The 18,618-nt window shown below is 37.0% G+C and carries 12 protein-coding genes and 7 tRNA genes; 2 read left to right on the top strand and 17 right to left on the bottom strand.

Translation table 11 applies throughout. The annotated features are described in order from the left end of the window. Position 1: 1 nt before the first annotated feature. From rplD to rpsJ, 3 genes are read right to left on the bottom strand one after another with little or no spacing between them, the layout of a single operon-like run. The gene (gene rplD, locus FC80_RS08075) at positions 2-625 is read right to left on the bottom strand and encodes a 50S ribosomal protein L4 (RefSeq protein ID WP_057829633.1); all 624 of its coding nucleotides are present in this window, start codon (positions 623-625) and stop codon (positions 2-4) included. A 23-nt stretch (positions 626-648) separates the two neighbouring features. Beyond that, on the bottom strand, positions 649-1,278 hold the full coding sequence (gene rplC, locus FC80_RS08070) for a 50S ribosomal protein L3 (protein WP_057829632.1): 630 nt from the start codon (positions 1,276-1,278) through the stop codon (positions 649-651). A 57-nt stretch (positions 1,279-1,335) separates the two neighbouring features. Further along, on the bottom strand, positions 1,336-1,644 hold the full coding sequence (rpsJ, locus tag FC80_RS08065; protein WP_003689445.1) for a 30S ribosomal protein S10: 309 nt from the start codon (positions 1,642-1,644) through the stop codon (positions 1,336-1,338). Positions 1,645-1,908: 264 nt separating this feature from the next. Here rpsJ and FC80_RS08060 point away from each other — a divergent pair, with 264 nt between their 5' ends. Further along, positions 1,909-2,463, top strand: coding sequence for a cysteine hydrolase family protein (locus tag FC80_RS08060; RefSeq protein ID WP_057829631.1), 555 nt, complete (start codon positions 1,909-1,911; stop codon positions 2,461-2,463). Positions 2,464-2,639: 176 nt separating this feature from the next. Here FC80_RS08060 and fusA read toward each other — a convergent pair whose 3' ends face one another. The 3 genes from fusA to rpsL form a co-directional block, all read right to left on the bottom strand. After that, on the bottom strand, positions 2,640-4,733 hold the full coding sequence (fusA, locus tag FC80_RS08055) for an elongation factor G (protein WP_057829630.1): 2,094 nt from the start codon (positions 4,731-4,733) through the stop codon (positions 2,640-2,642). Between the two features lie 110 nt (positions 4,734-4,843). Next, the gene (gene rpsG, locus FC80_RS08050) at positions 4,844-5,314 is read right to left on the bottom strand and encodes a 30S ribosomal protein S7 (protein ID WP_057829629.1); all 471 of its coding nucleotides are present in this window, start codon (positions 5,312-5,314) and stop codon (positions 4,844-4,846) included. 29 nt (positions 5,315-5,343) lie between these two features. After that, positions 5,344-5,757 (bottom strand): 30S ribosomal protein S12, encoded by a 414-nt coding sequence (gene rpsL, locus FC80_RS08045; protein WP_057829628.1) that lies wholly within the window; start codon positions 5,755-5,757, stop codon positions 5,344-5,346. Positions 5,758-6,013: 256 nt separating this feature from the next. Here rpsL and FC80_RS09435 point away from each other — a divergent pair, with 256 nt between their 5' ends. Beyond that, positions 6,014-6,703, top strand: a complete 690-nt coding sequence (locus FC80_RS09435; protein ID WP_338038266.1) for a prepilin peptidase — start codon at positions 6,014-6,016, stop codon at positions 6,701-6,703. A 331-nt stretch (positions 6,704-7,034) separates the two neighbouring features. On the opposite strand, the gene rpoC is transcribed toward FC80_RS09435, so the two are convergent. From rpoC to FC80_RS07990, 11 genes are all read right to left on the bottom strand, one after another. After that, positions 7,035-10,688 (bottom strand): DNA-directed RNA polymerase subunit beta', encoded by a 3,654-nt coding sequence (gene rpoC / locus FC80_RS08040; RefSeq protein WP_057829627.1) that lies wholly within the window; start codon positions 10,686-10,688, stop codon positions 7,035-7,037. A gap of 57 nt (positions 10,689-10,745) precedes the next feature. Then, a complete protein-coding gene (gene rpoB, locus FC80_RS08035; protein WP_157055609.1) occupies positions 10,746-14,336 on the bottom strand; it encodes a DNA-directed RNA polymerase subunit beta in 3,591 nt (1,196 codons plus the stop codon). 303 nt (positions 14,337-14,639) lie between these two features. After that, positions 14,640-17,108: an ATP-dependent Clp protease ATP-binding subunit gene (locus tag FC80_RS08030; protein ID WP_057829625.1), complete on the bottom strand. Its 2,469-nt coding sequence runs from the start codon at positions 17,106-17,108 to the stop codon at positions 14,640-14,642. A 17-nt stretch (positions 17,109-17,125) separates the two neighbouring features. Further along, the gene (locus FC80_RS08025) at positions 17,126-17,593 is read right to left on the bottom strand and encodes a CtsR family transcriptional regulator (protein WP_057829624.1); all 468 of its coding nucleotides are present in this window, start codon (positions 17,591-17,593) and stop codon (positions 17,126-17,128) included. A 321-nt stretch (positions 17,594-17,914) separates the two neighbouring features. After that, positions 17,915-17,988, bottom strand: a tRNA-Pro gene (locus FC80_RS08020). Between the two features lie 41 nt (positions 17,989-18,029). Then, a tRNA-Pro gene (locus FC80_RS08015) sits at positions 18,030-18,103 on the bottom strand. Positions 18,104-18,108: 5 nt separating this feature from the next. Continuing rightward, positions 18,109-18,182 (bottom strand) — tRNA-Arg (locus tag FC80_RS08010). A 15-nt stretch (positions 18,183-18,197) separates the two neighbouring features. Next, a tRNA-Leu gene (locus FC80_RS08005) sits at positions 18,198-18,283 on the bottom strand. A gap of 13 nt (positions 18,284-18,296) precedes the next feature. Continuing rightward, positions 18,297-18,368, bottom strand: a tRNA-Gly gene (locus FC80_RS08000). A 15-nt stretch (positions 18,369-18,383) separates the two neighbouring features. Continuing rightward, positions 18,384-18,456: transfer RNA gene (locus tag FC80_RS07995), tRNA-Thr, on the bottom strand. 5 nt (positions 18,457-18,461) lie between these two features. Continuing rightward, positions 18,462-18,546: transfer RNA gene (locus tag FC80_RS07990), tRNA-Leu, on the bottom strand. Positions 18,547-18,618 lie beyond the last annotated feature (72 nt).

The raw sequence follows: 18,618 nt of genomic DNA, 5'->3' as shown, positions 1-18,618 counted from the left end.
TTTATGCAAGAACCTCCTCTACTTGAGAAAGAGCCTCTTGAGTCATGACCAACTTGTCGTTGTTAACAACATCTAAGACGTTAACACCTTTTGCACTAACAACAGTAACATTTGGTAAATTACGTGCTGAAAGAGCAGCCAAGTCATTGCCATCTTCAAGAACTACTAAAACTTTTGTCTTAACATCTAAACCATTCAAAACTTCTGCGAAAGCCTTTGTTTTTGGTTGTTCAAAACTTAAAGTATCAACAACCAATAAACTCTCGTCCAATACCTTTTGTGAAAGTACTGACTTGATTGCTAAACGACGAACTTTCTTTGGAAGTTTATAGCTATATGAGCGTGGTGTTGGTCCAAAGACTGTTCCACCACCAACCCATTGTGGTGAACGAATCGAGCCTTGACGGGCACGACCTGTTCCCTTTTGACGCCATGGTTTCTTACCACCACCAGAAACAGCACTTCTGTTTTTTACAGCATGCGTTCCTTGGCGTAATGATGCACGTTGCATAATTACAGCATCAAAGACGACATTATTATTTGGTTCGATACCAAAAATGCTTTCGTTTAATTCAACTTCCCCATTTTTGCTACCATCTTGTTTGAATAATGTAACTTTTGGCATTTAATTGTCCTCCCTTCCTCGAATTATTTTCCGTTAACTGTACCAATAATTGTAACTAATGATTTGTTAGCACCTGGTACGTTACCTTTGATTAATAATACACTATTTTCTACATCTGCTTTAACGATTTCAAGGTTCTTGATTGTAACGCGATCGCCACCCATACGTCCAGGAAGCAACTTACCTTTGAACACTCGGTTAATAACCGCTCCCATTGAACCGGGACGACGATGGTAACGAGAACCGTGAGCCATTGGTCCACGGGATTGTCCCCATCGTTTGATATTACCTTGGAAGCCATGGCCCTTTGATGTACCTGTGACATTAACGATGTCGCCTGTTTCAAAGATATCTACCTTAACTTCATCTCCGACTTTGTAATCTCCAAGCTCAACATCTTTAATTTCACGAATGAAGCGCTTAGGAGCAGTATTTGCTTTTGCTGCATGACCTTTAGCAGGTTTGTTTGATAACACTTCACGTAAATCATCAAAGCCCAATTGAACAGCTTCGTAACCATCATTTTCAATAGTTTTGATTTGCATTACAACGTTAGCACTAACTTCAACGACAGTTACTGGAACTAATTCGCCATTATCAGTAAAAACTTGTGTCATCCCTACTTTTTTCCCTAAGATTCCTTTAGTGGTCATGAGTACACCTCCAATTATTTTTTATTTTTCTATACTAGTAAACTAGCCACTACCAAATTATAATTTGATTTCAATATCAACACCACTAGGTAAATCTAATTTCATTAATGAATCAACCGTTTTTGGTGTTGGATTAACAATATCAATCAAACGCTTATGCGTACGCATTTCGAATTGTTCACGTGAGTCCTTGTACTTATGTGGTGAACGGATAACCGTATATAAAGTACGTTCTGTTGGTAACGGAATAGGACCTGCAATTGTTGCACCAGTTCTTTTTGCTGTTTCAACAATTTTGTCAGCAGACTGATCTAAAATGCGATGCTCGTATGCCTTAAGACGGATACGAATTTTTTGTTTTGCCATTGTGTTCCCTCCTTCGTCTATTTTAAAAACAAGACTAGCTCCGTCGAAATTCCCAACCACCCCATGGCAAAGCTCCCGGGTGTGTCGCAACCTTCAACATCAAAGCTCATACTTCTTTTTAATGCGCGCACTCATCCCTTGGACAAGTACTTATCTATAATACCTTGATTGCATTTGCAAAGCAAGCTTTTTATTAAATTTAATTTGCTTTTTTTTTGCAAAATGCTTATTCTCACTATATATAACAATAAGGAGGTTCCATCTATGAATAAAGCTCTTTTAATTATTGACTATACCAACGACTTCGTTGCTAACAATGGTACTTTAACATGTGGGAAGCCAGGACAAGCAATTGATCATGCTATTACACATTTAGCCGAAGAATTTTTGACTAATCAAGATTATATTGTTTTTCCAACTGATCTTCATGTTAAAAACGACCCCTTCCACCCGGAAACTAAACTCTTTCCACCACATAATCTTGCACATACTTGGGGACGCGAGCTTTATGGTGATGTAGGTTCCTGGTTTTCTGCACACAAAAATTCAAATCACGTATACTTTTATGACAAAAATAGATATTCTGCTTTTGTTAACACAAACCTTGAAAATTTTTTGCGTACACACTTTGTTGAAGAACTTTATTTGGCTGGCGTATGTACAGATATTTGTGTACTTCATACTGCTATAGATGCCTACAATAAAAATTTTGATATTACAATTCCCAAAAATGCTGTTGCAAGTTTCAACCAAATTGGTCACGAATGGGCATTAAACCATTTTAAAAATAGTTTAGGAGCAACTATAATAGAGAACTAATTTTCAAATTATCTAAATAATGATTGCCCTTGGTAATATTAATTATCAAAATATAGCCTCACGTTTTAACGTTGAGTATTCGATAATATTTAACTTAATAAGCACATATAGTAATAAAAAAAGAAGGTTAGGTCAAAACTAATTGACTACACCTTCTTATTTTTTAACTAATTTAATTATTCAGCGTTTCCGCCATTTTTCTTAATAATTTCTTCTTGAATAGTCTTTGGAACTGGTTCGTAATGATCCATTGTCATTGTAAATGTTCCACGGCCCTGTGTTGCAGAACGTAATGTAGTTGCATATCCAAACATTTCAGCAAGCGGTACAAATGCCTTAACAACTTGTGCATTTCCACGAGCTTCCATTCCTTCAACACGTCCACGACGAGCATTAACATGTCCCATAACATCACCTAAATAATCTTCTGGGGCAACGATTTCAACACGCATAATTGGTTCAAGTATTGCAGCGCCTGCATTCTTAGAGGCATTACGTAATGCCAATGATGCAGCAACCTTAAATGCAGCTTCACTAGAATCGACATCATGGTAACTTCCATCATATAACTTAGCCTTAACATCAATCAAAGGATAGCCTGCAAGAACACCATTTTGCATTGATTCACGTAATCCTTGTTCAACTGAAGGAATATATTCACGTGGAACTACACCACCAACAATTGCATTTTCAAATTCAAAGCCCTTGCCTTCTTCATTTGGTGTAAATTCAACCCAAACATCACCATATTGACCTTTACCACCAGATTGACGAACAAATTTACCTTGGGCAGAAACTTGTTTTGTAAATGTTTCACGGTAAGCCACTTGAGGAGCACCAACTTTGGCTTCAACTTTGAATTCACGTCTCATACGATCAACGATGATATCCAAATGAAGTTCACCCATCCCAGCAATCAATGTTTCACCAGTTTCAGGGTTTGTTTCAGCTTTAAAAGTAGGATCTTCTTCTGCTAGTTTTTGTAAGGCAACATCCATCTTGTCTTGATCAGCCTTTGTATTTGGTTCAATTGAAACTTGAATAACTGGATCAGGGAATTCCATTGATTCAAGAATTAATGGATGCTTAATATCCGTTAATGAATCTCCAGTAGTTGTATCTTTCAAACCAATAGCAGCCGCAATGTCTCCTGAAAATACTTCTGCAATTTCTGTACGGTGATTTGAGTGCATTTGCAAAAGACGACCAACACGTTCGCGCTTATCTTTTGTTGCATTCAATACATAAGAACCAGCTTCAAGTGTCCCAGCATAGACACGGAAGAATGTTAAACGACCAACAAATGGATCGGTAGCAATCTTAAATGCTAAACCAGCAAAAGGTTTGTCATCTCCTGCAACCAATTCAATTTCTTCATCAGTTTCTGGATCCGTAGCTTTATAAGGTTTAACATCGAGTGGTGATGGTAAATAATCATTAACCGCATCTAACATCATTTGAACACCCTTGTTTTTGAAAGCTGAACCAGCTAAAACTGGGAACAATTCCAAATTCAATGTTGCACGACGAATAGCTGCTTTTAATTCTTCTTTAGAAATCTCTTCACCTTCAAGATATTTTTCCATAACATCTTCATCAACGTCAGCGATTGCCTCAATCATTGCATCTCTACGGTTTTGAGCTTCTTCTTTATAGTCATCCGGAATATCAACCGTATCCCACTTTGAACCAAGCTCATCTTCATCGTAGATATCAGCCTTCATTTCAATTAAATCGATAACACCTTCGAACTCATCTTCTGCACCAATAGGCATTTGAATTGCAACTGCATTTGCTTGAAGACGGTCTTTGATTGTACTTACAGAATAATCAAAGTTAGCACCGATTTTGTCCATCTTATTAGCAAAAACAATACGAGGAACCGCATAGGTTGTTGCTTGGCGCCAAACATTTTCAGTTTGTGGTTCTACACCAGATTGTGCATCAAGTACTACAACAGCTCCATCTAACACGCGGAGTGAACGTTCTACTTCAACAGTAAAATCAACGTGTCCTGGTGTATCAATGATGTTAATACGATGATCTTTCCATTGAGCCGTAGTAGCAGCAGATGTGATTGTAATCCCACGTTCTTGTTCTTGTTCCATCCAGTCCATTTGTGAAGCCCCTTCATGAGTTTCACCAATCTTATGGATTTTACCAGTATAATACAAGATACGTTCTGTCGTAGTTGTCTTACCAGCATCGATATGAGCAACAATTCCGATATTACGCGTTTTTTCTAGTGGAAATTCACGTTTGTTAGCCATTTGAGAATTTTCTCCTTCCAAATCTATTAAGATTTAAAACATATTATGCAACTTCAAAAAAATGACTACTATAAGATTTCCGAAATCATATAATAGCCATCCTAAAAAAATTACCAGCGATAATGTGCAAATGCACGGTTCGCATCAGCCATCTTATGTGTATCTTCACGTTTTTTAACAGATGCACCAGTATTATTAGCAGCATCAACGATTTCTTTAGCTAAACGCTCAGGCATCGTATGTTCCCCACGTAAACGTGAGTAATTTACTAACCATCTTAATCCTAACGTTGTACGGCGATCAGGACGAACTTCGATAGGCACTTGGTAGTTTGATCCACCGACACGGCGAGCCTTAACTTCAAGTACTGGCATGATATTCTTCATTGCCTCTTCAAATACTTCTAATGGTTCATTACCTGTTTGTTCTTTAATTAAATCAAAAGCTTCGTATAAAATTCTTGAAGCAGTTCCGCGCTTTCCATCGACCATCAAACGGTTGATTAAGCGAGTAACCAATTTAGATTTATAAATTGGGTCTGGAAATACTTCACGCTTTGTAACAGCACCTTTTCTTGGCATCTAAATAACCTCCTTAAACCAATCTATTATTATTTCTTAGGTCTCTTAGTACCATACTTCGAACGACTTTGTTTACGGTCAGCAACGCCGGCTGTATCTAAAGCACCACGAACGATATGGTAACGAACACCAGGAAGATCCTTTACACGACCTCCACGAATCAAAACAACACTATGTTCTTGTAAGTTATGACCGATACCTGGAATGTACGCTGTAACTTCAATCAAGTTGGATAAACGAACACGTGCATATTTACGCAAAGCTGAGTTAGGCTTTTTAGGTGTCATTGTACCAACACGAGTAGCAACCCCACGTTTTTGAGGAGCAGGATTGTTTGTTTGAACTTTCTTATAACTGTTATACCCAAAGTTTAAAGCTGGGGAATCAGATTTTGAACCTTTAGACTTACGACCTTTACGAATTAATTGATTAATTGTTGGCATCTAAAGCTTCCTCCTTCCTAAATTTACATTTTCTAAGTACACACATCCAGGTGGTTCATTATTTTGCAAAAAAATAAAAAGACCCAGATGAAACATCTGTATGCTAACGCAACACAGTCAGCATGTCTCATTGCGAGAGAAACTGTCTACATAAAGCACCTTTAACATATTAACACCCTACCAAGTGTTCCGTCAATATATTTTTTTAATTTCACGTATTTTGCGTATTTATAAAAAAGAAAGGTAGGTGTAGATCTTGTACTTTATATTGATATTAGTTTTTTCACTTGGAACAATTATTGGTTCCTTCGTAGTTTGCTACAGCTGGCGCTTTATTAACAGTATATCACAATTTGAAAAAAGATCATTTTGTGATAATTGTCATCATGCACTCACAATTATTCAATTAATTCCTATCTGGGGATTTCTTCTACAAAAAGGCCATTGCTATTTTTGTAATTCAAAAATTTCCCCTCTAAGTACTATCTTTGAGATTCTAAGCGGATTAGCAATCTTATACTGTTATCTTAACTATCCTCTTTATAATTGTATTATTTTATTTCTATTTATTATGTGGAGCTTTTGCCTTACACTTCAGGATTATAAGTTATATGCAGTTTCAAGCAATTGTTTATTCTTAGGATTTATTTTTTTCTCACTTATTTATTTAGTGCAGTTTCATTTTACTTTTCCATTTTTCACACAATTTTGCCTATTATTAAGTATTCTCACTATTTTTTTTCTCAAAAAAAAATTTGGTTTCGCTGATATCATTTATACAACTAGTATTTATTTTGTCATGGGATATAAGTATATGCTTTGGATTTTGTTACTTTCTTCAATACTCGGAATTATTTCTTTTTTGATTACAAAAAAGAGAAAAATACCCTTCTTACCATTTCAATCTTCCGCTTTTATTATTGTTTTTTTATTAACCAATTTATAAAAACTTATGTCTTAAATAAATTGCACTCTTTAAACTTTTTCCATAGTATTAATTTGAAAATCTCAAATTATAATCTTGTTTACTCGTAAAATAATAAAAGGCCGTGCCAAAAGTTAATTTTGACCCGACCTCACTGTGTTTCGTATAACTGAGTTCCATAAGTTAAAATCCTCTGTTTAATTCCATTTTTTCAACTTATTTCACATTCTCATTGTTCATTTCAGTGTAAAATAAAAATTTCTGATATTAATTGATTTTCATCATATAATATCAGAAATTTTTTAATTATTGATACTTTTTAAAACATAAGTTCATTATTGTTAAATCGTGCTTAATTATTCAAAGATGATTCTTCTTCCTTCATCTTTTTCTCTAAGTCAGAGATAGAATAAACATTTTCAGAAACAGCGCCTACTTCTTTAGGCTTAATTCCACGGTAATCAGGCATTCCTGTCCCAGCTGGAATAATCTTTCCAATAATAACATTTTCCTTCAATCCAATAAGTGGATCATTCTTACCACGAATTGCTGCGTCAGTTAAAACACGAGTTGTTTCTTGGAAAGAAGCAGCTGACAAGAAACTATTAGTTTCAAGAGATGCTTTTGTTATCCCAAGCAAGACGGGTCTAGCAGTTGCTGGAATTCCACCTTTAACAAGAGTCTTAAAGTTTTGGTCTTTAAAATCAAAAATATCCATTAAAGTCCCTGGCAACAAGTCAGTATCCCCAGGATCCATTACTCTAATCTTGCGTAACATCTGACGAGACATAACTTCAATATGTTTATCCGAAATTTCTACACCTTGCATACGATAAACTTTTTGAACTTCTCGTAAAATATAATTTTCCGTTGATAATACATCACGAACCTGAATCAATTGTTTAGGATCGATTGAACCAACAGTCAATGCATCACCACGATGAATTTGATCTCCCTCAGATACTTTTAGTACTGAAGTAAATGGAAGACTATAGGTTCTTGTATCAGTTTCACCCTTAACAGTTACTTCCTTGGTTCGTTCAGCCGGGTTTTCTTCAATTGTTTCAATAACACCCGTAACTTCAGTAATTTCAGCACGACCTTTAGGATTACGTGCTTCAAAAATTTCCTGAACACGTGGGAGTCCTTGTGTAATATCATCACCGGCAACACCACCAGTATGGAAAGTACGCATGGTTAACTGAGTACCTGGCTCACCAATCGATTGAGCAGCAACGGTTCCAACTGCTTCACCAACTTCAACCTCGTCTCCAGTAGCCATATTACGTCCATAACAGTGTTCACAAACCCCATGTCGTGTATTACATGTGAATGCAGAACGAATAGTAACCATTTCAACGCCAGCATTGATTATTTCAGCGGAAATATCTTCATTCATCATAACGTTAGCTGGTACAATAATTTTCCCTGTTTTAGGATTTTTAACTTCTTTCATCGTATAACGGCCCAAAATACGATCATATAGTGGTTCAATCAACTCGTTTCCTTCACGAATTGCAGTAACATCAAGCCCACGATCAGTTCCACAATCTTTTTCACGGATAATCACATCTTGTGCAACATCAACTAAACGACGAGTAAGGTATCCCGAGTCAGCAGTCTTAAGGGCTGTATCAGTCATACCCTTACGAGCCCCATGAGTGGAAATAAACATTTCCATAACCGACAAGCCTTCACGGAAATTAGCAATAATTGGCAATTCCATTGTCTTACCATTAGGTGCAGCCATTAATCCACGCATACCTGCAAGTTGCGTAAAGTTTGAAATATTACCACGAGCTCCAGAATCTGACATCATCTGAATCGGATTCTTGGGATTCATATTTTGAATAAGCTTTTCTTGGATTTGATCTTTTGCATTATTCCAAATTGCAATAACTCTTTCATAACGCTCATCTTCAGTAATTAAACCTCGACGAAATTGCTTTGCCACGTTGGCTACTTCTTTATGAGCATTATCAATAATTTCAGGCTTTTCTTTCAAATCAGTAACATCAGAAATACCAACAGTCAATCCTGATTTAGTTGATTCATAATATCCAGTATCCTTCATTCTATCCAGTAATTTTGAAGTCTCAGTTACCTTAAATTTCTTGTAAACTTCAGCGACAATATCACTCAAAAAACCAGCCTTAAAAGGTAAAACTAATTCATGATCAGCTAAATATTGATGAATATCTGCACCTGGTTCAATGAAAAACTTATCAGGTGTTGCTCCCATCAAATTTTCTTCTGAAGGTTCGTTTAAATACGGAAACTCTGGTGGCAAAATTTCATTAAAAATTGCTTTCCCAACTGTCGTAACCATCACTCGTTCTTTTTGCCAGTCACTAAATGGTTTTCCTGCTTTGACTAAGGAAGTAGTTTGTAACCCGATACGAGTATGCAAGTGAACATAGTTATTTAAGTACGCCATACGAGCTTCATTAACGTCCTTAAAGACCATTCCCTCACCTTCACGCCCTGCTTCTTCAACAGTCATGTAGTAATTTCCAATAACCATATCCTGAGATGGTGTCACAATTGGTTTACCATCTTTTGGAGCTAAAATATGATGTGCTGCAAGCATTAATAAGCGAGCTTCTGCTTGTGCTTCTGCAGAAAGAGGAACATGAATAGCCATTTGATCACCATCGAAATCGGCATTGTAGGCTTCACATGCTAATGGATGTAGACGCATTGCCTTACCGTTAACTAATGTAGGTTCAAATGCTTGAATACCTAATCTATGCAATGTAGGTGCACGGTTCAATAAAACTGGATGCTCTTTAATAACTTCTTCAAGTACATCCCAAATATCTTCATCGCCTCGATCAATTTTGCGCTTCGCATTTTTAATATTTGAAGCCATCTCTCGTTGAACTAATTCTTTCATCATAAATGGTTTGAACAATTCAAGAGCCATCTCATGAGGAATTCCCATTTGGTTCATTTTGAGTTTTGGACCTACATCAATAACAGAACGGCCAGAATAATCCACACGTTTACCAAGCAAGTTTTGGCGGAAACGTCCCTGTTTACCTTTTAGCATATGTGACAAAGATTTCAAAGGACGATTCCCTGGCCCAGTTACAGGTCTTCCGCGACGTCCATTATCAATCAATGCATCAACAGCTTCTTGTAACATACGTTTTTCATTTTGCACAATAATTCCAGGTGCATTCAAATCTAATAAACGTTTCAAACGATTGTTTCGATTGATTACACGTCGATACAAATCATTTAAATCAGATGTTGCAAAACGTCCACCTTCAAGCTGTACCATTGGACGCAAATCTGGTGGAATTACAGGAATAGCATCCATTACCATCCAACCTGGTTCATTTCCTGATTGTAAAAATGCTTCAAGAATATCCAAACGTCGAACAGCACGAGTTCTTTTTTGCCCAGTAGCCTCTTTTAGCTCTTCTTTTAGCTCAGCACATTCTTTTTCAAGATCAACATCTTGCAATAAAGTACGGATTGCTTCAGCACCCATTCCAGCTTTAAACTCTTGTCCATATTGTTCACGTTTTTCACGGAATTCACGTTCAGTTAACAACTGTTTCTTTTCAAGTGGTGTATTGCCAGGTTCTGTGACAACATAAGAAGCAAAATATATTACCTCTTCAAGTGCTCGAGGACTCATATCAAGAACAAGCCCCATCCGACTAGGGATTCCCTTAAAATACCAAATATGGGTTACTGGTGCTGCAAGCTCAATATGTCCCATACGTTCACGGCGTACCTTAGCGCGAGTTACCTCAACCCCACAACGATCACAAACTATTCCCTTATATCGAATACGTTTGTATTTACCACATGCGCATTCCCAATCCTTTGTTGGCCCAAAAATTCTTTCGTCAAACAAACCGTCTTTTTCTGGTTTAAGAGTACGATAGTTTATCGTTTCTGGTTTTTTAACTTCGCCATAAGACCAACTACGAATCTTATCTGATGAAGCTAACCCAATTTGCATACTATCGAATTTATTGACATCGATCAAGAGACCGACCTCCTTTTCTTATTTAGGTGATTTAGAGTTAATAACTAGTATTTTTACCTAGTTTTCAGTTCTGGATTCTATTTTTTCTAAACCGTCTTCTTGTTCTTTCTTTTCAGCTTGTTCTTTTGCCAACTTGCTTAGTGCATCTACATTGACAACATCATCATCTTCATCATCCATATCACGCAATTCAATTTCATTTTTACCAGTATCGAGAACTTTCATATCAAGTCCTAAAGACTGCAATTCTTTAACTAAAACGCGGAATGATTCAGGGACACCAGGTTTTGGAATTGGTTCACCTTTCACAATTGCTTCATACGTCTTAACACGTCCAACAACATCATCAGACTTGTAAGTAAGAATTTCTTGCAAGGTATAAGCAGCACCATACGCTTCAAGTGCCCAAACTTCCATTTCACCAAAACGCTGTCCACCAAATTGTGCTTTACCACCAAGAGGCTGTTGCGTAACTAGAGAGTATGGTCCGATTGAACGAGCATGAATTTTGTCATCTACCATATGTGCGAGTTTCATGTAGTACATTACACCAACTGCAATACGATTATCGAAAGCATCACCCGTACGACCATCATAAAGAACAGTCTTACCATCAGTTGACATTCCAGCTTCTTTTAGAGCATCCCAGATATCACTATCACGCGCACCATCAAAAACAGGTGAAGCCACGTGAATTCCAAGCTTCCGTGCGGCCATTCCTAGATGAAGGTCAAGTACCTGTCCAATATTCATACGTGAAGGCACACCCATTGGGCTAAGCATAATATCAATTGGTGTTCCATCTGGCATAAATGGCATATCCTCTTCTGGTATAACAATCGAAACAGTTCCCTTGTTACCATGACGTCCGGCCATCTTATCACCGACTTGTATTTTACGTTTTTGTGCAATATAAACACGTACCATCATGTTAACTCCTGGAGACAATTCATCGCCGGCTTCACGCGTAAAGATTTTCACATCTTGAACAATTCCACCGCCACCATGAGGAACACGCAAAGAGGTATCACGAACTTCACGAGCCTTTTCACCGAAAATAGCATGTAATAAACGTTCCTCAGCTGAAAGTTCAGTAACCCCTTTTGGAGTAACTTTACCCACTAAAATATCGCCGTCATGCACTTCAGCTCCAATACGGACAATTCCAAACTCATCAAGATCACGTAAGGCATCCTCACCAACATTAGGAATTTCACGTGTCATCTCCTCAGGCCCTAGCTTTGTATCACGAGCTTCTGATTCATGTTCTTCAATATGAATAGATGTATAGACATCTTCCTTCACTAGTCGTTCATTAATAGCAATAGCATCTTCGAAGTTATATCCATCCCATGTCATAAAGGCAATCAATGGGTTTTGTCCTAATGCTAATTCACCGTTTTCCATCGATGGCCCATCTGCCAACACTTCATCATAATCTACATGGTCCCCTACACGAACAATTGGGCGTTGGTTGTAGTTCTTACCACCATTAGAGCGACGGAATTTCATTAACTTATACTTGTCAAGTGATCCATCTGCACGACGAACTCGAATTTCACGAGCATCTACATATTCAACTGTTCCCTCACTCTTACTAATTAGAGCAACACCAGAGTCATGAGCAGTCTTATACTCAATACCAGTTCCAACCAATGGTGCATGTGGATCAAGTAATGGCACTGCTTGACGTTGCATATTCGCCCCCATCAAAGCACGGTTAGAATCATCATTTTCCAAGAAAGGAATACATGCAGTCGCAACAGCAACAACTTGTTTTGGAGAAACATCCATGTAATCGACTTTATCAACTGTCGTTTCAATATTTTCACTCTTACTACGTGCCATAACCACATTATCAACAAAAGATCCATCTTCATTCAATGGTGAATTAGCTTGTGCAATAACATAATTATCTTCTTCGTCAGCTGTTAAATAATCAATCTTGTCTGTAACCATGTGAGTTGTCCATGATACACGACGATAAGGCGTTTCAATGAACCCATATCTATTAACACGAGCATATGAAGAAAGACTGTTAATCAAACCAATATTAGGTCCTTCTGGTGTTTCAATCGGACACATACGCCCGTAATGAGTATAATGCACATCACGAACTTCATAACCAGCACGATCACGCGTCAATCCACCAGGTCCTAACGCAGATAAACGACGCTTATGAGTCAATTCTCCAAGCGGATTTGTCTGATCCATGAACTGTGATAACTGAGAACTACCAAAGAATTCTTTGATGGATGCCACAACAGGTCGGATATTAATCAATTGTTGTGGCGTTACAGTTGATACATCTTGAATTGACATTCTTTCACGAACAACACGTTCCATACGTGAAAGTCCAATTCTAAATTGATTTTGCAATAATTCACCAACTGATCGGATACGACGATTACCCAAGTGATCAATATCATCAACAAACCCAATGCCTTCTTGTAAATTGAAGAAATAGTTCATAGAAGCAATAATATCCGCTGGTAAAATATGTTTAAATTTCAAGTCAATATTTGCATTACCAATCATATTCACAACACGTTCTGGATCCTTTGGTGAATATACTTTGATAATTTGTAATTTCATTGGATCTGTAACGACCCCTTCATCTGAAGGATGGAAAATTACCGTCTTAAAGTCAGCTTTTTCAAGATAAGGTGCTAATTTTTCCATAACATGCTTGTCAAGTATAGTATCTTTATTAACAATAATTTCCCCAGTTTCTGGGTCTGCAAGAGTTTCAGCTAATGTTAAGTTGAGCAGTCTTGTTTTTAAATCCAATTTTTTGTTGATTTTATAACGTCCAACAGGAGCTAGGTCATATCGCTTAGGATCAAAAAAGCGTGCTGTCAATAAACTTCGTGAACTATCTGCTGTCTTTGGTTCACCTGGACGTAGTCTTTCATATATGTCCTTTAATGACTCAACAACCCGAGAATCGTCGGCATTTTTATGAACATCTTTTTCTAAAGTCAACATTAAGCTATCATTGTTCCCAAGAATTTTAATAATCTCATCATCAGAACTGTATCCAAGGGCACGAATTAGTTCTGTAAGCGGAATTTTACGTGTTCGATCAATTCGAACATATGCAATGTTTTTAGCATCTGTCTCATATTCAAGCCATGCTCCACGATTAGGAATCACAGTAGTTCCGTAGTTTTCACGCCCATTTTTATCTAATTCTGAATTATAGTACACACCAGGTGAGCGAACTAACTGTGAAACAATAACACGTTCAGCACCATTTATAATAAATGTTCCCTGTTCCGTCATAAGAGGAAAATCACCAAAGAAAACATCTTGTGCTTTTATTTCACCAGTTTCATGGTTAATCAAGTTAAGAGTTACATGAAGTGGTGCTGAATAATTTGCATCGTGTTGACGAGCTTCTTCCACAGTATACTTAGGTTCAAGTAACTGATAGTCAACAAATTCAAGCGACAAGTTACCTGCAAAATCTTCAATTGGCATAATATCTTCAAACATTTCGCGAAGACCTTCATCTAAGAACCAATTATAAGAATCGCTTTGGATCTCAATCAAATTAGGCAAGTCCAACACTTCTTTGATTCGAGCATAACTTCTACGTGTACGGTGTTTACCGTATTTTACTATATGTCCTGCCAAGTTGTTCACCTCTCAAATTTTTTCTGCGACATCCAAAAAAATATTACAATTACATTACAAATTATAAAAAAACATGTTTTTTGGCAAAAAAAAACCAAAAACAGGTCACCTCGTCCGACGAATTAACTCTATTTTTGCTTCTTATACAGGAAGTCTATGGACAATAGATCACAAACTCCCAATTTCACAGTTTTACATTTCATTATGATATCAATATTCAAAAAAAATGTCAAGCCTTTACCTTAGACATTTCTCAAGCAAAAAAGCCAAGTCAAAATTTTGCTTGACTCAACTTTTTTAAATAGTTATAAATTATTGTTTTGTTAATTCTTTAATTTCTTCATTTTCAGCAATTACTATATTAATTTTGCCTTTCATCGCACCAATTGATACTTTACTTCCAACCTTAATCTGACCAGTAATTAAAAGTTCACTTAATTTATCTTCGACATCTGTTTGAAGTGCTCGTCGAATTGGTCGCGCTCCATATTCTGGATCAAAGCCATTTTTTGTAATTACATCTACAGCAGCTGGCGTTATTTTAATCGTAACATTTTGTTCTCTAACACGATTCAACAATTCATTTGCCATTAATTTGACAATTTGATGGAGCTCATCTTTTTGAAGAGCATGAAAAATGATTGTCTCATCAATTCTATTAAGAAACTCAGGTTTGAAAGCTTTTTTCAACACTTCATGGATTTTAGCAGACATTTTTTTGAAATCATTAGATGCATCTGAACTACCAAATCCTACTTCTTTTTCGTCTCTCAAAGTTGTCGCACCTAAATTTGAGGTCATTATAATAATAGTATTTCTAAAATCAATTTTTCGTCCTTTTGAATCAGAAAGGTACCCATCATCTAAAACTTGCAATAAAATATTAAATACATCGGGATGGGCTTTTTCAACCTCATCAAATAAAATAACTGAGTAAGGGTGTTGTCTTACTTTCTCAGTTAATTGTCCACCTTCTTCATATCCAACATATCCAGGAGGTGAACCAATTAAGCGACTTGTCGCATATTTCTCCATGTATTCACTCATATCAATTCTAATCATAGAATCCTCTGAGCCAAAAATAACTTCAGCCAAGCTTTTAGCCAACTCTGTTTTCCCAACACCTGTAGGCCCAAGAAACATAAAGGAACCAATTGGGCGATTTGGATCTTTCAATCCACTTCGAGCACGCCTTATTGCACGTGAAACTGCAGAAACTGCATCATTTTGTCCAATCACACGTTTGTGCAATACTTTTTCAAGATCAATTAGACGTTCAGTTTCTTTCTTTTGCATTTGTGTAACTGGTACGCCGGTCCATTCAGAAACAATTTTAGCAACATCTTCAGCATTAACGCTCAAAGAATATCCGGAATTCTTATTTTCTTCATTCTCCAAAAGAGTCTCAAGTTGTTTCTTTACTTTTAATTCCTTTTTCCTGATTTGAGCAGCCTCATCAAATTTTTCAGCTCCTAAGGCAACAATCTTTTCCTCTGCCAAATCTCTTAGTTGGTTCCTTTTATCTGCTACTTTATTTTTACCATCACTATTTTCAATTCTTACTCGAGCTGCAGCTTCATCCATCAAATCGATTGCTTTGTCTGGTAAAAAGCGATCCGCAATATACCGTACACTGAGTTGGACCGCACTCTTAATTGCCTCATCAGTAATTTCAACTTGATGATGTTCCTCATACCTTGATCGCAAACCCTTAAGAATTTCAACGGTATCTTCACTTGTAGGTTCCTCAATCATTACTTTTGCAAAACGACGCTCAAGTGCTGAATCAGATTCAATATATTTTTGAAATTCATCAAGGGTTGTTGCACCAACAACTTGCACTTCTCCCCTAGCTAGAGCAGGTTTTAAAATATTAGAAGCATCAATAGCTCCTTCCGCTCCTCCAGCGCCAATAAGCGTATGCAATTCATCGATAAATAAAATTACGTTACCATCGGCATATATTTCATCGATTATTTTTTTAACACGATCTTCAAATTCTCCGCGATACTTAGTTCCGGCTACAAGCGACCCCATATCAAGCATCATTACCCTTTTATCTTGTAATGATTCAGGAACATTTCCAGCAACAATGGCTTCAGCCAATCCCTCAGCTACTGCTGTCTTCCCAACACCAGGTTCTCCTAATAACACAGGATTATTTTTTGTTCTCCGGCTTAAGACTTGCACCAATCTCTTTACTTCTTTTTCACGCCCTATTACCGGATCAATTTTTTTATTCTGCGCCAAATCAGTAAGATCTCTTGCAAGTGAATTAAGTGTTGGTGTTCCACTTACTTTAGTCGCCTTCTTCTCAAATTTCTTCATTTGAGCTTCACTTAGACCCAGCTTATGAATGATAGACTGATACATTCTTCTTGTATCAACGTTAAGTGCTTGCAAAATACGGGAAGATAAAATATCGTTATTTTTGAGTAATGCCAACAACAAATGTTCTGTCCCAATCTTTTGTGCATTAGTTCGTTTTGCTTCATCACCCGCTAAAGCTAAAATTTCTTTTGCTCTTGGTGAATATGGCAAATATCCAACTTTGTCAGTGTTTTTTAAAGTACCGTAGCCGGCTATTCTTTCAATCTCTTCACGTACATCAGTTTCAGTAACTATAAATTGCTTGAGCACTTTTGCTGCTATACCATGTTCTTCGAGGGTCAAGGCAAGTAATAAATGCTCCGTTCCAATTGCTTGGTGACGAAAATATTTTGCTTGCTCTTGTGCTAAAACTAACACTTTTTTTGCGCTTGGTGTAAATAAATTATCCATTTGTAACCCCTCACTTTCTAGTCATCGTACCTTAAACGATTCAATATACTAATCAAAATTCTAGCTCTAACAATGTTTTCAATTTGCCTATCTTCAAATGCAAGCGTTCGTTTATCAATACTTGCAATAATCAAGTTAGACTCCCTTCTTGTAAGCAAATCTTCTTGAAATAAACTTTGAATAATTTGAAGTGACTTATTAAAATCAATCCCATCTCCAATTATATTTACTAAATCCTTAATAACATCTGAATCATCTAGTAAGTTAACTTTAACAATTCTAATGTACCCACCACCACCACGTTTACTCTTTACCACGTATCCGTTTTGAATAGTAAACCTTGTGTTGATAACATAATTAATCTGAGATGGTACACAATTAAAAAGTTCAGCAATTTCTGAGCGTTTTATCTCAATTTGTTGCGAATCGCCTAAAATACTTTTCAAGTACTTTTCGATGATATCTGAAATATTTTGACTTTGCATACAATCATCCTTTTTAATTTGACTAATACTGACTTTAATTATACGGAAAAAAATTGCAAATGCAAAGTTAATACGATTGTAAATATTATTTGCTTTGTTAAAGATTAAACCACAAAAATATTTTTTAGCAACTCTTAATATTAAAAACTTCTAAAAATGACAGGACAAAATAAATAAATTTCATTTTTCATTTCATTCTAGTTTGTGCTCCTAGCAACTTCTACATTTAGGACTAATACTCAGATCTTGCTAAGTTATTAAAATTTGTTAACGAAAAAAGCTACAGAAATATATTCCATAGCTTTTATAATCTATATATTATCGGGAAAACAAGATTTGAACTTGCGACCCCTACGTCCCGAACGTAGTGCTCTACCAAACTGAGCTACTTCCCGAAACATAAATCAAAAGAAACAAGTCCTTCAAGTAAAAAAAATCGGGAAGACAGGATTCGAACCTGCGACCCCCTGGTCCCAAACCAGGTGCTCTACCAAGCTGAGCTACTTCCCGATTAATGCACCCAGTAGGAGTCGAACCTACAACCTTCTGATTCGTAGTCAGACACTCTATCCAATTGCGCTATGGGTGCATCATAATAAATAAATGCCGAGGACCGGAATCGAACCGGTACGGTAATCACTTACCGCAGGATTTTAAGTCCTGTGCGTCTGCCAGTTCCGCCACCCCGGCAAGAACTCTGACAAGCGGAAGACGGGATTCGAACCCGCGACCCCCACCTTGGCAAGGTGATGTTCTACCACTGAACTACTTCCGCATAAATATTAAAAAATGCCGACTAGACGATTCGAACGCCCGACCCTCTGATTACAAATCAGATGCTCTACCAACTGAGCTAAGTCGGCATATATGGTGCGGGTGAAGGGATTTGAACCCCCACGTCTTTCGACGCTAGAACCTAAATCTAGTGCGTCTGCCAATTCCGCCACACCCGCAAAAAAAATAAAATAAATGAGTCGTGACAGGCTCGAACTGTCGACCCTCTGATTAAAAGTCAGATGCTCTAC

This window comes from Liquorilactobacillus cacaonum DSM 21116, assembly GCF_001436735.1.
Lineage (GTDB): Bacteria > Bacillota > Bacilli > Lactobacillales > Lactobacillaceae > Liquorilactobacillus > Liquorilactobacillus cacaonum.
Note: the sequence above shows the minus strand (reverse complement) of the source record. Positions and strands in the feature narration are given on the sequence as shown.

Excerpts from the sequence above, each read along its gene's own strand:
- rpsG (WP_057829629.1), bottom strand. The coding sequence starts at position 5,314 with ATGCCAAGAAAAGGTGCTGTTACAAAGCGTGAAGTATTTCCAGACCCA.
- fusA (WP_057829630.1), bottom strand. The coding sequence starts at position 4,733 with ATGGCTAACAAACGTGAATTTCCACTAGAAAAAACGCGTAATATCGGA.
- FC80_RS08030 (WP_057829625.1), bottom strand. The coding sequence starts at position 17,108 with ATGGATAATTTATTTACACCAAGCGCAAAAAAAGTGTTAGTTTTAGCA.
- rplD (WP_057829633.1), bottom strand. The coding sequence starts at position 625 with ATGCCAAAAGTTACATTATTCAAACAAGATGGTAGCAAAAATGGGGAA.
- rplC (WP_057829632.1), bottom strand. The coding sequence starts at position 1,278 with ATGACCACTAAAGGAATCTTAGGGAAAAAAGTAGGGATGACACAAGTT.
- rpsJ (WP_003689445.1), bottom strand. The coding sequence starts at position 1,644 with ATGGCAAAACAAAAAATTCGTATCCGTCTTAAGGCATACGAGCATCGC.
- FC80_RS08025 (WP_057829624.1), bottom strand. The coding sequence starts at position 17,593 with ATGCAAAGTCAAAATATTTCAGATATCATCGAAAAGTACTTGAAAAGT.
- FC80_RS08060 (WP_057829631.1), top strand. The coding sequence starts at position 1,909 with ATGAATAAAGCTCTTTTAATTATTGACTATACCAACGACTTCGTTGCT.
- rpsL (WP_057829628.1), bottom strand. The coding sequence starts at position 5,757 with ATGCCAACAATTAATCAATTAATTCGTAAAGGTCGTAAGTCTAAAGGT.